Origin of the sequence: Microbacterium sp. SGAir0570 (assembly GCF_005491085.2) — a bacterium.
GTDB classification, from domain to species: Bacteria; Actinomycetota; Actinomycetes; order Actinomycetales; family Microbacteriaceae; genus Microbacterium; species Microbacterium arborescens.
Map to the genome: position 1 here is coordinate 1,363,353 of NZ_CP027929.1, position 13,914 is coordinate 1,377,266.

Below are 13,914 nucleotides of genomic sequence, written 5' to 3' on the forward strand. Positions count from 1 at the left end.
GTCAGTGCTCGGCGTCCGGAATCCGGTCCTCCTCCGCCTCGACGGGATCGGCGTCGAGGTCGGGCACGATCGAGGTGTCATCGCGATCGGTGTCCTGCGCGGCGGGGTCGGCGATGGGCTGCTGGTCACGGGATGCGTCGGTCATGACAGCAGTCCACCGTGGCGGCGGCATCCGGTCACGGTGGTTGACACGAAGTCAAGCCGCCTGCTCACGGTCGATGCGTCTCATAGCCTGACGGAGTGATGACGACCGCGACGCTGCCCCGCGCGGCGCGTGTTGAACCTTCGCAACGTCGCTTTTCCCTCGATGGACTGGAGTTCCGCGTCTGGAGCTCGGACGCGGTGGCGTCCTTCCCGGCTATCGTGCTTCTCCACGGTGTGGGGATGTCGCATCGGTCGTTCCTGCGGCTGCACCCGCTGCTCGCGCAGACTGCAGCCGTGCACAGCATCGATCTGCCCGGCTTCGCGGGCCTGCCGGTGCCGGACCGGAACGTGCCGGTCGCCATGATGGCCGATGCGCTTGCGGAACTGCTCCGCCGCGTGGTCGGCCGACCGGCCGTGATCGTCGGGCACTCGATGGGAGCGCAGTGGGCGGTGGAGACGGCGTCGCGGCATCCGGATCTGGTGAGTGGGCTCGCCCTGATCGGCCCGGTCGTCGATGATCACCACCGCACGCTCGGCGCGCAGGCCCTGGCACTCTCCCGCGATGGACTGCTCGAGCCGCCCCGGGTGAACGCCCGCGTCACGCTCGACTACTTCCGCACCCGCCCGCGCTGGTTCTTCGCGCAGGTCCGCCATATGCTCGCCTATCCCATCGAGGACCGCGTGGCGGTGGCCGAGGTCCCGACCCTTGTCGTGCGCGGCGGCCGCGACCCGATCGCCGGGGACGCGTGGGTCGAGCGCCTCGCCGGCCGAGCGGCACGGGGCAGCGTCCTGGTCGTGCCGGGGAAAGGCCACCACGTGGAGCGCACCGCGGCGGAGCCCGTCGCTCGCGGCATCCTCGCCGTCGCCGCGTCGAGCGAGCCGGGGGAGGGCCCGTGACCTTCCGCCCCGTGAGGAATGCCGTCTGGTGGGTCGCGGACTACGCCTACGCCGCCGTGTGGCAGGTTCGAGCCTTCTTCTCGCGGACGGATCCCGGCGACTTCGTGTCGGGAGAAGGTAGACCCATCGTGGTGCTGCCCGGCGTCTACGAGACGTGGCGGTTCCTCCAGCCGCTCATCACCGAGCTGCACGATCGCGGGCATCCGGTGCACGTCATCACCGCATTGGGGCGGAACCGCTGGCCGGTGCCGCGTGCTGCCCGCCACGTCGCGGAGTACCTGCAGCAGCACGACCTCGACGACGTCGTGATCGTCGCGCACAGCAAGGGCGGGCTCGTCGGCAAGCAGGTCATGGTGGATGCCGCTGTCGGCAGCCGCGTCCGGGGCATGGTGGCCGTCGCGAGCCCGTTCGCGGGGTCCGTGTACGGCCGACTCATGCTCGTGCCCGCGCTGCGTGCGTTCTCGCCGAGCGCGCCCGGGATCCTGGCGCTGGCGCGCGAAGTCGCACCCAACGCGCGCATCGTGTCGGTCTACGGCGAGTTCGACCCTCACATCCCGGGCGGAAGCGAGCTCGACGGCGCGCGCAACGTCCGACTGGAGACCGGAGGACATTTCCGGATCCTCGCGCACCCGCGGGTCATCGCCGAGGTCGTGCGGTTGGCCGAGTGAGGCTCGTCAGTTGATGATCTCGGCGCGTTCGGCCGCCATCCGATCTATGCGCTCCCGCCACGTCTGCAGCGCCTCGGCCGACAGGCGGGTCCAGTCGGTGACTTCGCCGACGACGCGCAGGGGAGCGGCGGAGCGGTACGACCGCGTGGGGTTGCCGGGGAACTTCTTGTCGGTGACGTTCGGGTCGTCCTCGAACTCGCCGGTGGGTTCGACGACATAGACGTGGGGCTCGCCCGGAACGGGCGCGATCTCGGCCGCGAGACCGGCGCCGTTCTTCACTGCCGTGAAGTACACGTGGTTCATCGTGATCTCCGGGCGGTAGTTCGACGGAAAGCCGGGGGTGAGCAGGTCGCCGACGCGGAGCGACGCCTTCGTACCGTGGAAGAACGGTCCGGGGATGTCGGAGAGATTCACCCGAAAAGGATGGCTCCGCTGATGCCCGCGATGCAAGCGCGCACCGACGACGGAACCCCGCCGCCCGACTCGTGCAGAGTGGGCGACGGGGCTCGTCGCAGCCGAGGCGTCAGACGCCGAAGTACAGCTCGTACTCGTAAGGGTGAGGACGGGCGTTGATCGGCTGGATCTCGTTCTCGATCTTGTACTCGATCCAGGTCTCGATCAGCTCGGGCGTGAAGACGCCGCCGGCCAGCAGGAACTCGTGGTCGTTGCGCAGCGCCTCGAGGGAGTGGCGTGTTGGCCTAGCGATTCGCCAGGACGCACCGGCGAAGTCGCGCCGGGCAAGAGGGGTAAGCCGCGCTGACCATTCCATGGTGACCTTGAGCAGTAAGTGTTGAGCGATGCGAACCCATCGCGAAGGCGACGCCCGAAGGCTGTAGGCTCATCGCGACTTCGATGGCGATGAACGCCACGAACAGATACGGGGTGGGGGCTTCTGTTGCAGATGGATGGCGTTGACGTTCTGTTGTTGTGTGCGGTTCCGGTGGAATGGGACTGCCTGAAGGAACTTATCAACGAGGCCGTGCCCGATCCCCTCTTCAATGACCCGGCGATCCGTGGTCGCCTGGAGATCAGTGGGCGCAGCTTCAGCGCTGCGCTGGTCGAGGTCGGAATGGGACTCACGCCCGCCGCGATGGCCACCCTCAAAGCCGTCGAGAAGTACAGACCCGCTCTCGTGGCTTTCGTTGGTATTGCCGGTGGCATCAAGGACGTGAAGATCGGCGACGTCGTCATCGCCGACAAGGTGTACGCCTATGAGACCGGCAAGGTCGAGGCAGGCAAGTTTCAATCACGTTCCGACACACGCGTACCTGCTGCCCACCTAGTGGGCATCGCACGCAAGTTCCGTGCACTGCATGAGCCCGTGGGGTACAAGATCTTCGTCGGCGCGTTGGCCAGCGGCGAGAAAGTCGTCGCGGACATCAAGTCATCCGAAGTGCAGCGGATCAAGGCGATGGGCGGTGATTCGCTGGCGCTTGAGATGGAGGGCTCCGCCGTCGTCGGCGCGATCGACCGTGCCGAGCTCAATCCCGACTACTTCCTCGTCCGCGGCATCTCCGACCTCATCGAGGGGAAGTCCGACACCGACGAGGACGGTGGACAGGAAGTGGCCATCGCGAACGCGCGCGATGCCACCGTCGCCTTGATACTTGCGTGGGATGGAGACGCCAGTATCAGTGTCCCGGTTGAACAGACCGGGATGGACCTGTTGGCGGCGGGCCTGCCTCTGCCAGCGGCGACGGAGCGTTTCATTCTCCTTGCGCCACCGCACTCGGCACACGCCGAGGCGGCCATCGACAGCGGTCTCCCAGTGTCCTTGGTCGTCGATCTGGATCCTGAGTCGGAAGTTTCCGGTCTCCTCGCCCGCACACGTCCGGCACTAGAAGCACGTCGTGCGATACACCTGGGCTCGCCGCAGAACCCTCCGCCGTTCGGTGTGAGTTCGACCGCGTGGGTCAGCGTGCGAGGTTTCGATGACGCGGTGGAGGAACTGCAACGGTGGAATCGGACACTTCGCCGGCCGTGGCGCTCGATGCTCTCCACCTTCGCCTCGGCTATCGGGGGTCGGCGCACGACCGTCCTCGTCGCCGACGACGGTGACGTCGCATGGGATGCGTGGCGGTTCGCGCTCGTCGATGATCTCGTCACCGAGTTCGGCGACCGCATCAACGTCGGAATACTCGGCCACGGACGGTCCATTGGTGACGAGGATTTCCGGCTGGATTTGGCCCCCGCCGATCTTGCAGCCGCTTTGGTTGCCGTGGTCCCGAACGAACGATCGGCGGCCTCGCACGTGCTGCCGGGACATGAGGGGCCGGTGGAAGTCTCAGCGACCGACGCAGGGTGGATCAGCGAAGATGCGACCATCTATTGGGCGTCGGAGCCGGACACCACTGGTGCGGAAGCGGCAACCCTTGACTTCCTGCGCGGCGGCGAGATCTCGCTGGCAGCCCTTGCAAACAATGCTGATGTCACGCGTTCGCAGGCTGCCAGCATCGAGAAGCAACTCCGCGGCATGCTCGGCAATCGTGCAACGCTTCGCCTTAACTTGTTCCATGCTCCAGGGGCTGGCGGTACCACGCTGGCCCGTCGCATCGGGTTCAACCTGCGTGAGCAGTTCCCAGTCCTATCTCTAAGCCGGTTCCGGGAAGGGGAAACTGTCCGCCGCATCGAAGCGGTCAGCCGGCAGACCAACCGGGCTGTCCTCGTCGTCGCCGAAGCGCCTGCGGTTCGCGACGACCAGGTTGTGGCGCTGATGGACGAACTGCACGCGGTTTCGTTGCCGGCCGTGGTCCTCGCGGTATCCCGGGCCTACAGTCCGCCCTCGGAAAAGTCCTCTTCGCCGTACCTCCCCGATGTCCTCGACGACCTGGAGGCGGATGACTTCGTCGACGCGTACAGCTCAAAGGAGTACGCCGCCCGGCACGCGTTGCAGACTCTCGCCAGCTACCACGATCACCGTCGTAACGCCTTCTTCTTCGGGCTCGTTGCGTTTGAGGAAGACTTCCACGGCATCAATGCTTTCGTAGGCGGACGCCTGGCTGGTGTCGAAGGTTCGCAGAGGCACGTCATGCTTGTCTGTAGCATCGCCCACTTGTTCGGCCAAGCCGCCGTGCCCGAGTACGCCCTGGCTCGCCTGGTCGGTCTGCCGCCGTCGAGGGCCGGTGGCTTCGCGCGGATGCTCGTGCCCGCGCTACGAAGCCTGTTGTGGCGTTCGCCCGATGGCGAGTGGCGGACCACGCACCCGCTGGTCGCCGCGGAGATTCTTCGTCAGCTCGGTGGTGGTGACGAGGTGCGGTGGCTTCAGGCGCTGTCGAGTTGGGGCAAGCTATTCGCTGACTTCTGCCTTGAGGGAGGTGACGATGACGCCATGCAGCTCCTAATCGACAGTGTGTTCGTTGAACGCGACGATGACGCGGCCCAATCAGGTGCCGGCAAAGAGAGCTTCGCGCGGCTCATTGAAAAGATCCCGTCCCGAGACGGGGCGTCCCAGCTGCTTGCTTACCTGGCTGGGCTCCAGCCCGAGAACGCCCACATCCAGGCTCATACCGCCCGCTACTACGCCTTGCGGATGAACGATTTCGAGACTGCGGAGGGATACGCGAAGCGGGCCAGCGCGCTCTCGCCGGACAGCTCGACCCTGCACCACATCCTGGGCATGGTCTATCGTTCGCGGGTGTACGACGGCATAGGTCGAAACGTGCCCCTGGATGACATATCGCCATGGGCGGAAGCGGCGGCGTCGGAGTTCGCGATCTCTCGCGAGCTGGCACCTAGTACGCAGACGCATGGGTTCATTAGTGAGATCCAAATGCGCGTCAAGATCGTGGAGTACGCCATTCGTGGAGGCACACTGGCGAAGTATCTTGGTTCCGCTCCGCACCGGCTAGTGGTGTCGAGCGTGGAGAAGGCCGAGGATCTGATCTCCACACTCCGCTACCGCGGTGACCCGAAGAAGCCCAGCAGTTTCGAACAGACGGAGCGTGCGAAGTTGAACCGCATCTACGGAGACTACGCCACGTCTTTGCAACTGCTGGATTCCCTCCTGCAGAAGGGCGCCGTGCCGCTCCCTGTCGTGCGGCGCCAACTGGTGTGGACCTACCTCGCCCGCGCGGACCGGAATTGGCGGGCCTTACCGAAGAAGGACGTGGATCGGGTTGTTTCGCTGCTCGACGAGAACCTGATGATGGACGGGTATTCATCCTCCGACGCCCTCGCCTGGTGGCGCGCGGTTAGGTTGAAGACGCCGGCTATCTCACACGAACGAGTAAAGGAGGTGCTCGCCTACTGGCGCGCCTCCAATCCCTGCCTCGACGCAGAGTACTGCTCGTTCGTCGCCTACGCGCTCGACGCGCTCGCCGACCTGCCCGCGTCGGTTGCCGATGCGTCCAAGCACGCGCGCAGGAGCGCCGACATGGCAAGGAACGAAGGCACCCGAACCCGCTCAGTCGACTGGTATGGCGAGGGAGAAGGGATGGCGTCACTTGTCCATCACTCCGAGTTGGGGAAATGGGACCCCGCGCTGGACTTCTGGGCGGATACTTCCCGCTTGCGTCTCATCGACGGTCGGGTCGCCCAGATTCATGGACCACAGGCCGGTTACGCTGAAATCTCCGGCATGACGGCGTTTTTTGTGCCGCAGCGTGCTGGCGTCGTTCGTGGCCGCCATGAGAACGAACGCATCCGCGGGTACCTTGCGTTCACCCATGATGGATTGCGGATCTGGGAGCCCAGCCTGATTGAGTGACCTGGCTGACGCAACCCCTTCTCCCGCCGCCATCGCGGCGGTGCGCACCCCGACACTGGCGAATCCCACCGGCTCACCGCCTGGTGCGAGATGAAGCATCACAGCAAAGTGGCATAGGCAGCCGTAGGGAATGGGCGAACGGCTTACCGCCGCCACCCACAGCACGAGAGGTTGTGCCAACAGCCGCGCCCGGTCCTGAGCGTCCCCCGGTCCTGAGCGTCCACACGTCCTGCAGATCCAGAGCCGGGCCCGCTGAGCGGGCCCGGCTCGTCCACCTCTTTGACAGAAAAGAGGGCGTGACGGTGTCGGTTTCGATGCGCGTGATGAGCGCGGGGGACGGGTACAACTACCTCCTCGGCGCCGTCGCTGCCGTGACGGCGATCGACCGCTCTCCACCCCGCTAACCCGCTACTACGCCGAGGCCGGCACGCCGCCCGGCCACTGGCTCGGGAGTGGTCTGCCGGTCTTGGCTGACGGAAGGATCGGCGCGGGCTCACATGTGTCCGAGGCACAGCTCGAGCGGCTTCTAGGAATGTACCTCGCCCAGCGCATCCGTATTTCGATCCAATGGCTCGAGCGAAACTCGACGCTGGGTGAATGACCTCGCGACGTCCGCCACGGCAGCCCTGGGGTCGGTCGAGTTCAGCCCCCGTCGAAGGGGCTCCGACCTGCCGGCCAGCTCCCTCAACGCTGCGTCAAGGAAATAGGGTTGTGGTCATTTACTGGACGGTTCAGATAAGCCGAGAGCCCTCGAGTACCATCCAGAACCTCCGAGGACTGATGGCGCGTGCTGGCACTCGTCACCACCGGAGTGAGGTCGAAGGGCCAGATTCCGGGCTTTGTGGTACGAGGCGAGACCATCCGGGCCTGTGCCACAGCTAGTAGCGCACGTGCATGGCATGCAGGGGGTCAGGGATTCGAGTCCCTCAGGTCCCTGCGACGACTCGCGAGTCGTCGCATGACATCGGCTACCGCGACGCGAGTCGCAGTACCTGACGTCTTCGCTCACGAGCGTTGGACTGCGCCGCGCGAGTGGGCTGACGCCGACGGCACTCGAGGGGCCGACATCATTGAGTACCGGCCGTAGAACGTGTCGTGCCGAGTTGCCCGGCCGGGGAGCTGCACGAATAACACCGCGGGGGCGGGAATCGCGGACGGGGACGCCAAGCGCCATCAAGGAGTGGCTGCCCGCGAAGTTCCGGGTCTCCTTTAGCCGTGATGCCTTGCGACTACGCCGCCGGCCGCCCGTCCCGAGGGACTTCGAGCGACTGGTGAAGACAGTTGAGGCGATCAGCGCCGACGGCCACGGACGAGGCTGACCTCCGAGGGAAAGGGACCGACCGGCGCGGCACCGGCCGTGTGTGTCTGTTCGCGCGGATACGATCCAGTCATGCCGGAGACCGTTCTGCCCGCCGATTTCGCTCTCGTCTTGGCCGCTAATCCGGATGCGCCGGATGCGCTGAGGGCCTTGGGGGAGCGGTACTGGGAGCACGAGGGAATCTCCGCCGACACTGGCGACATCATCTGGGCCCGAGCTGTCTCCGATCTCGACTACGCCTCGTGGTCGGGCACGCCGTACTACGCGGCGGCGGCCGGCGTTATCGCCACCGCGCCGGAGTTCGACTGTGCAGATTGCGGTGAGCCGCTCACCCTGAGCTCTCGTCAGACCCTCACTGCGGCGCGCCGGGGAAACGACGTCCGGTGCCGTGCCTGCAACGGAACGCTCGAAGAGCGCGCCGCGGGAGTCCTTGATCCAGCCGCCCGCGCAAACCGCGAGCGCAAGGCCGAACGCGAAGCCAGCGCCCGTGCGGCGGAAGAACTTCGGGGTGCCAGCGCGACGGATCTCGATGCCGCGCGCCGCCTGGCAATCGAGACGAGGTACCAGGGAGCGATCGAGGACGACGGCGGGTACGCGCTGGACCAGGCACCCGTGGCGACGCGCGTCGCAGCTCTGGCAGTGGTCCACGCCGCCGGCCAACCGTCAGGTCTCATTCATCCCGTCCGCTACGGCGACGGATCGATCGCACCGAACTCTGAAACCGCTCGGGAGTTCTTCGTCGACGCCTGGCGCTCCGATCTTCTGGTGGTTCATCCGTCGTCTCCCACGAATGCCTTCGTGTGGGACGAGGACGAGCTGGCAACCCTCGGAAACGGTCTCTATGCGGACCGCGCCCATTTCGCCGCGCCCGGCGAAGGCCCGCTCGCCCGCCGGCTCGAGACCTTCGCGGCGGATCTCCGTCGCGGGCTGTCGCTTAAGCGGCTCTGGTCGACGGAACGCGTCGAGGCTAGGGACCTCTCGCGCCGGCTGGTAGCGGAGGAAGCGATCCGCTACCTTTCCCACGAGCTCGCGGTCCACGACCTGCCCGACCCCGCCGCGCAGCACCAGGAGCGCCTGCGCACCCACGCGGCGAACGCGGCCGACTCCTTCGCGCTCGGGCAGATCTACCGGATGGCCTGGATGGCAGCGCGGGACGCGATCTCCGCGTACAAGCGCATCCAAGGGATGAACCGCGAGAAGGCGGCAACGCACGGGCTAAACAAGTTCGTCTCCTACATCCAGCGCGGCCTCGACGAGCCGGAGACGCTCGGCGAGGCGTTCGACGAACGCTCCGACCTGCCCCTGAGCGCGGTCACCGACGTCGTGTTCCGGATCGTGTTCGGCCTGAACCCGATGACTGCGACGCCGGCGGACGTCGCCGAAAAGGCGGCCGGCTCAGCCGACCGGGAGCTCCGAAAGTCCTGCGACGCCCGCATCCCCGACCACTCGACGGTGATGGAATGGCTGCGCACCTCCGAAGCGTGGGAGCCGGCGGAATTCCGGAAGGCGCTCTCGCGGGCGGTTGACGAGGAGGACGAGCTGTGCGGCCCGCGCTGCGCCCACCACAACGCCCCGATGGTCGCCTACGAGGCGGGCCGCGTCTATGACCGCACCGTCAGCCGCGTCGGCGAGCGCGACGCGGCGATCGTGACGGCGGAGGCGCTGTCGATCGGCAACGAGTCGCCTTACGAGGGCAGATCGGGCGACCTGGTGCTGGCGACGCTCGCGCGCGAGCTCGGGTGGGAACCGGCGGACGCCGACGAGGACGATTGAGTCGTCGGCGTCCGAGCAGTCCGGCGTCTACGCGGCCTCCACCGCTGTCGGCGAATCGGGGACCGGTACCCGTCGGGCTGTCATGCGCAGGCCGTGGAAGTCGACGCGGATCGGCCCGTCCCAACCCGGGACATCGAAGTCGAAAGGCTGCCCGAGCCTCGCCTTCGCCTGAAACAGCAACGCGGCATCACCCTCCAGAGAGAACTCGCGGCCCGGCATGCGGACGTCGAGGAATTGCTTGTGGTGGCCATCATCTGAACTCCAATCATGTGGAGCCCCGCAGTTTAGGTGACGATTTCGGACCACGGACCCGCTTCTCCCGTCCAATCCGGCGCCGCGGCTTCACCGTTCGGGTTCGTCCCCGGGCCTAATCTCCCAGCGGCTGGATCGGCCCTTCCTAACCACGGCGTCTGGATGCTCGGCTCGAAGCTCAGAGAGTCGCTCAATGACCCCGGCGATCGGGAGCTCGCCTGGCAGCGTCGCGAGCGGCTGCGGCTTGGGCGGTTCCAGTACCGTCGGTGACTTCCGCTCTGCCACCGATCGCAGGGTCTCCCGCACCCGTCCCACCCGGGCCGCGTGCGTGGGCCAATTCGGGCAGGGCCGCGTCTCGAAGATGTCGCCTCCCGAGGTGTGCTGGAATGTCGGCGTGTAGCAGTCCGCCCACGTCTGCTCGGCCTCGAGCCGGGGGATGGCCAGCAGCGTCTCCAGCCGGCGCTGATCGGACCCAAGATGGACGCACAGCGTGGACTTCATTTCTCGGTCCTTCATACCGGCGACCTTCAGTTGCTGCGCCGCGATCGACTCGTTGAGCTCACCGACTCATTCGATCCGCAGGTGCCGGTACCAAATGACGTTCCACCGGCGGCGGTCAGCCGGGGCTTGCCGTCTGAGTCGACAACCTCCTCGCGGCCTCCGACGATGATCGAGAGGCGTGGAGTTCGTCGGCACTCTGCTCGCGCTTCGCCTCGAGCTCGAGGATCTCCTTGGTTCGTCGGTCGCCCGACATCGCTGGGAACAGGGCGCCCGACCGGTGGCCGGCAAGTTCGCATCCGAGGTTCGCTTGGATGGCCTCCCGCTCGAGCAGCGCGCGTACCGCGCCCTCTCGCGTTCGGCGTCGGCGGTCGAGCCGAGATCGGCGAGCTCCCGCAGCGAAACCCGGCGCGGGGCGCTAGTCGGCGTTCGCGAACAACAGGTTTGCGCTGGCCCCGCGCCTGACGGCAAGCGGTTGCATCTGGCCGACCGCGGTCGCGCCGACGTGACCCACCACCCCCCCCGTGGCACGGTGGCCCGTCGGCGGAGAGTTCAGCGGGTCAGTCGAAGGCGCTGGTGTCCCTCACCGCGCAGGCCAGCACCGAGGTCGCGAGCATGATCGCGATGGTGGCGTTGATGCGGTTGTACTGCCGCTCGGTCACGGCGTGAACGGTGGCGTTGCGGCGGAAGCCCGTGCCGGTGTGGTCGACGTCGAACTGGCCACGCATGACCGTCTCAAGCGGCAGCAACGACAGCGCGAGGCGCCACCCGTCCGCGAGCAACTTGTGATTCCACGTCGGGTTCACCAACGTGCTTCGCGGCACCCCGAGCGCGGGGGCGATGAAGTGGCCGACGAGCGTGTCGAGGATGTTGGTCGCGAGCGCCTGCGCGGCGTCGGTGTGAGCGTCGCGCAGCGCAGCGGTGGCTCGACGAAGCTTGTCGGCGTACCTCAGTGCGCGGGGTGCCGGCAGCCCGCCGAGCACGTCGTCGCAGTCGTTCAGGATGCCACGCCAGTTGTTGGAGATGATCCGTCGACGCGCACGCGCATCGGGCGCATCCAGCAGGAGCTGCACGACCCGTTCGCTTGGCACCCAGCCGAGCGGGATGCCGTCGGCGAGCACCGCGCGGATGGACTCTTCCGCATCGTCGGGATCGAGGTCGATGTCCACCCAGTTTGACGGAACCCGCTGCAGCCTCAGCGACCTGAGAAGCGGTTCGACATCGAAGCCGGTGATGAACGACGGCAAGCCGATCTGCAAACCGAAATCCGGCATCGCGATCGCCGGGAGTATCGCCTGCGACTGCGCGTCCGTGAACAGATTGCCGGTGAACGACCCGACCCCGGTGAGTCCGGGCAAGTCTTTCATCCAGCCGGTGTCGGTGAGTGCCGGAATGCTCTCCATCCATGCGGCGCCGGCGAGCCCCTGGTAGTCCTTCACCCACGTGGAGGCGTCGATCGCGGAGGAGATCAACTGCGATGTCGCAGCATTCATTTCTGGCACGAAGGAGGCGTCGCTAGTGAGGCCCGTGACCTTCAGCCAGGCGGACCCGAAGACACCGGAGTCGGACGTCTGGCCGAGGAGCCGTGTCACGGAGTCGCTGCGCTTCAGCGTCGAGATCTGCTGCATGAACGGGCTGATCAGAGACCGCATGAAGTCGTCGTCGAAGATTCGTCCCAGCGACCCCGAGGGGAGTGCACCCTTGAACGCGGTCAGATCCTTCGGGTCCAGCGGCTCGCCGTCGTCGCCACGAATCGTGAAACGGCTGCGCGTGTGCTGCGGGGTCTCTCCCGAAGTGTCGTCGGTCGGCACGGCGCACTCGTCGGCGGAGGCCTCTTCTTCGCCCTCGTCGAAGGGTTCGTCGTCGTCAGATGGGGCGATCACGGTGGCCATCCAACCAGCGAACCACACGCTGCGGGCCCGCCGCGCCTCGCCCGTGCCTCTTGCCGTCATTGCGCGTGCGCGGAAGCGGTCATCCGCGCTGTCTGAGAACCTGTCCGTTTACTTCCCGTAACCGTCCGTAAACGTCCAGATAGACTGAGCCCCAGACAGCAGCTGCTGTCTGGGGCTCAGTAGATTGCTGGCCTCGGAACCGGGAGTGCGGTCCCTAAGCCCCCTCGGAATCAGACGCCGAAGTACAGCTCGTACTCGTAGGGGTGAGGACGGGCGTTGATCGGCTGGATCTCGTTCTCGATCTTGTACTCGATCCAGGTCTCGATCAGCTCGGGCGTGAAGACGCCGCCGGCCAGCAGGAACTCGTGGTCGTTGCGCAGCGCCTCGAGGGAGTCCAGCAGCGAGTTCGGAACCTGCGGGATGTTCTTGGCCTCCTCGGGCGGCAGCTCGTAGAGGTCCTTGTCGACGGGCTCGTGGGGCTCGATGCGGTTCTTGATGCCGTCGAGGCCCGCCATCATCTGCGCGGCGAACGCGAGGTACGGGTTGCCCGAGGCGTCGGGGGCTCGGAACTCGATGCGCTTGGCCTTGGGGTTGGTACCCGTGATCGGGATGCGGACGGCCGCCGAACGGTTGCCGGCCGAGTACACCAGGTTGACCGGAGCCTCGTAGCCCTTGACCAGACGCTTGTACGAGTTGAGCGTCGGGTTGGTGAACGCCAGGACCGCGGGAGCGTGCTTGAGCAGGCCGCCGATGTACCAGCGGGCGATGTCGGAGAGACCGCCGTAGCCCTTCTCGTCGTAGAAGAGGGGCTCGCCGTTCAGCCACAGCGACTGGTGGGTGTGCATGCCCGAGCCGTTGTCGCCGAAGAGCGGCTTGGGCATGAAGGTCGCGACCTTGCCCCACATCTCGGCGGTGTTCTTGACGATGTACTTGAACTTCAGGATGTCGTCCGCCGAGTGCACCATGGTGTCGAAGCGGTAGTTGATCTCCTGCTGTCCACCGGTGCCGACCTCGTGGTGCGCGCGCTCGAGCACGAGGCCCGACTCGATGAGCTTCAGCGAGATGTCGTCGCGCAGGTCGGCCGTCTTGTCGACCGGCGAGACGGGGAAGTAGCCGCCCTTGTAAGCGGTCTTGTTGGCGAGGTTGCCGCCCTCTTCGACACGGCCCGTGTTCCACGCGCCCTCTTCGGAGTCGACGGAGTAGAAGCTCGAGTTCTGCTTCACCTCGTAGCGGACGTCGTCGAAGATGTAGAACTCGGCCTCGGGGGCGAAGAACGCGGTGTCGGCGATGCCGGTCGAGGCGAGGTACTTCTCAGCCTTCTTCGCGACCTGCCGCGGGTCCTTGGCGTAGATCTCGCCGTTGCGCGGGTTGTAGATGTCGAAGATCATGATCAGCGTCTTCGCCTCGCGGAACGGGTCGACGTAGGCCGTCGACACGTCCGGGATCAGCTGCATGTCCGACTCGTGGATGTTCGCGAAGCCGCGGATCGACGAGCCGTCGAACAGCTGACCGACCGTGAAGAACTCCTCGTCGACGGTCGAGGCCGGGATGTTGAAGTGCTGCTGCACGCCAGGAAGGTCCGTGAAACGGATGTCGAGGAACTTGACGTCCTCGTCCTGGATGAACTTGAGCACCTCGGAAGAATCTTTGAACATGGAGTCTCCAAGATCGGGTGAGGAACAGCCTGGAGTCATCCAGACCTCTTCGAACCTATCGGCATCCAGTTGCCCGGCAGTATCTCGGATGTTTCCGGGATGTTACGCGGCC

At 66.2% G+C, this 13,914-nt stretch carries 10 protein-coding genes and 2 pseudogenes; 6 read left to right on the forward strand and 6 right to left on the reverse strand.

Features of this window, described 5'->3' with window-relative positions; translation table 11 throughout:
• Position 1: 1 nt before the first annotated feature.
• Entirely contained in the window at positions 2-145 is a 144-nt protein-coding gene (locus C1N74_RS16380; RefSeq protein ID WP_023951353.1) for a hypothetical protein, read from the reverse strand.
• 98 nt (positions 146-243) lie between these two features.
• Here C1N74_RS16380 and C1N74_RS06450 point away from each other — a divergent pair, with 98 nt between their 5' ends.
• Entirely contained in the window at positions 244-1,041 is a 798-nt protein-coding gene (locus tag C1N74_RS06450; RefSeq protein WP_258318034.1) for an alpha/beta fold hydrolase, read from the forward strand.
• Positions 1,038-1,709, forward strand: coding sequence for a triacylglycerol lipase (locus C1N74_RS06455; RefSeq protein WP_181405586.1), 672 nt, complete (start codon positions 1,038-1,040; stop codon positions 1,707-1,709). Before C1N74_RS06450 ends, C1N74_RS06455 begins: the two co-directional genes overlap by 4 nt.
• Before the next feature lie 6 nt (positions 1,710-1,715).
• On the opposite strand, the gene arr is transcribed toward C1N74_RS06455, so the two are convergent.
• Both arr and C1N74_RS06465 read right to left on the reverse strand, forming a co-directional pair.
• Positions 1,716-2,123, reverse strand: coding sequence for an NAD(+)--rifampin ADP-ribosyltransferase (arr, locus tag C1N74_RS06460; protein WP_137750206.1), 408 nt, complete (start codon positions 2,121-2,123; stop codon positions 1,716-1,718).
• Positions 2,124-2,232: 109 nt separating this feature from the next.
• Positions 2,233-2,394, reverse strand: a pseudogene (locus tag C1N74_RS06465) (type I glutamate--ammonia ligase); the annotation flags it as partial.
• A 216-nt stretch (positions 2,395-2,610) separates the two neighbouring features.
• On the opposite strand from C1N74_RS06465, the gene C1N74_RS06470 reads away from it, so the two are divergent.
• The 4 genes and pseudogenes from C1N74_RS06470 (at position 2,611) to C1N74_RS16385 (ending at position 9,763) form a co-directional block, all read left to right on the forward strand.
• Positions 2,611-6,414 carry a 5'-methylthioadenosine/S-adenosylhomocysteine nucleosidase gene (locus C1N74_RS06470; RefSeq protein WP_258318035.1) on the forward strand — a complete coding sequence of 1,268 codons (3,804 nt, stop codon included), beginning with the start codon at positions 2,611-2,613 and terminating at the stop codon, positions 6,412-6,414.
• Positions 6,415-6,728: 314 nt separating this feature from the next.
• Positions 6,729-6,949 (forward strand): annotated as a pseudogene (locus tag C1N74_RS06475) (relaxase domain-containing protein); the annotation flags it as partial.
• A gap of 855 nt (positions 6,950-7,804) precedes the next feature.
• Positions 7,805-9,505 (forward strand): hypothetical protein, encoded by a 1,701-nt coding sequence (locus tag C1N74_RS06485; protein WP_137750208.1) that lies wholly within the window; start codon positions 7,805-7,807, stop codon positions 9,503-9,505.
• 93 nt (positions 9,506-9,598) lie between these two features.
• Positions 9,599-9,763: a hypothetical protein gene (locus tag C1N74_RS16385; protein ID WP_181405587.1), complete on the forward strand. Its 165-nt coding sequence runs from the start codon at positions 9,599-9,601 to the stop codon at positions 9,761-9,763.
• Positions 9,764-9,847: 84 nt separating this feature from the next.
• Here the strand turns inward: C1N74_RS16385 and C1N74_RS06490 are convergent, their stop codons facing one another.
• From C1N74_RS06490 to glnA, 3 genes are all read right to left on the reverse strand, one after another.
• Positions 9,848-10,258, reverse strand: a complete 411-nt coding sequence (locus tag C1N74_RS06490) for a hypothetical protein (protein WP_137750209.1) — start codon at positions 10,256-10,258, stop codon at positions 9,848-9,850.
• A 557-nt stretch (positions 10,259-10,815) separates the two neighbouring features.
• Complete coding sequence (locus C1N74_RS06495; protein WP_137750210.1) at positions 10,816-12,147, reverse strand: hypothetical protein; 1,332 nt, start codon at positions 12,145-12,147, stop codon at positions 10,816-10,818.
• A 230-nt stretch (positions 12,148-12,377) separates the two neighbouring features.
• Positions 12,378-13,802 carry a type I glutamate--ammonia ligase gene (glnA, locus tag C1N74_RS06500; protein WP_023951345.1) on the reverse strand — a complete coding sequence of 475 codons (1,425 nt, stop codon included), beginning with the start codon at positions 13,800-13,802 and terminating at the stop codon, positions 12,378-12,380.
• Positions 13,803-13,914: the final 112 nt, after the last annotated feature.

Bases quoted from the DNA above. Each gene is read 5' to 3' on its own strand.
- C1N74_RS06485 (WP_137750208.1), top strand. From the start codon at position 7,805: ATGCCGGAGACCGTTCTGCCCGCCGATTTCGCTCTCGTCTTGGCCGCT.
- glnA (WP_023951345.1), bottom strand. From the start codon at position 13,802: ATGTTCAAAGATTCTTCCGAGGTGCTCAAGTTCATCCAGGACGAGGAC.
- C1N74_RS06470 (WP_258318035.1), top strand. From the start codon at position 2,611: ATGGATGGCGTTGACGTTCTGTTGTTGTGTGCGGTTCCGGTGGAATGG.
- C1N74_RS06450 (WP_258318034.1), top strand. From the start codon at position 244: ATGACGACCGCGACGCTGCCCCGCGCGGCGCGTGTTGAACCTTCGCAA.
- C1N74_RS16380 (WP_023951353.1), bottom strand. From the start codon at position 145: ATGACCGACGCATCCCGTGACCAGCAGCCCATCGCCGACCCCGCCGCG.
- C1N74_RS06495 (WP_137750210.1), bottom strand. From the start codon at position 12,147: ATGGCCACCGTGATCGCCCCATCTGACGACGACGAACCCTTCGACGAG.
- C1N74_RS06490 (WP_137750209.1), bottom strand. From the start codon at position 10,258: ATGAAGTCCACGCTGTGCGTCCATCTTGGGTCCGATCAGCGCCGGCTG.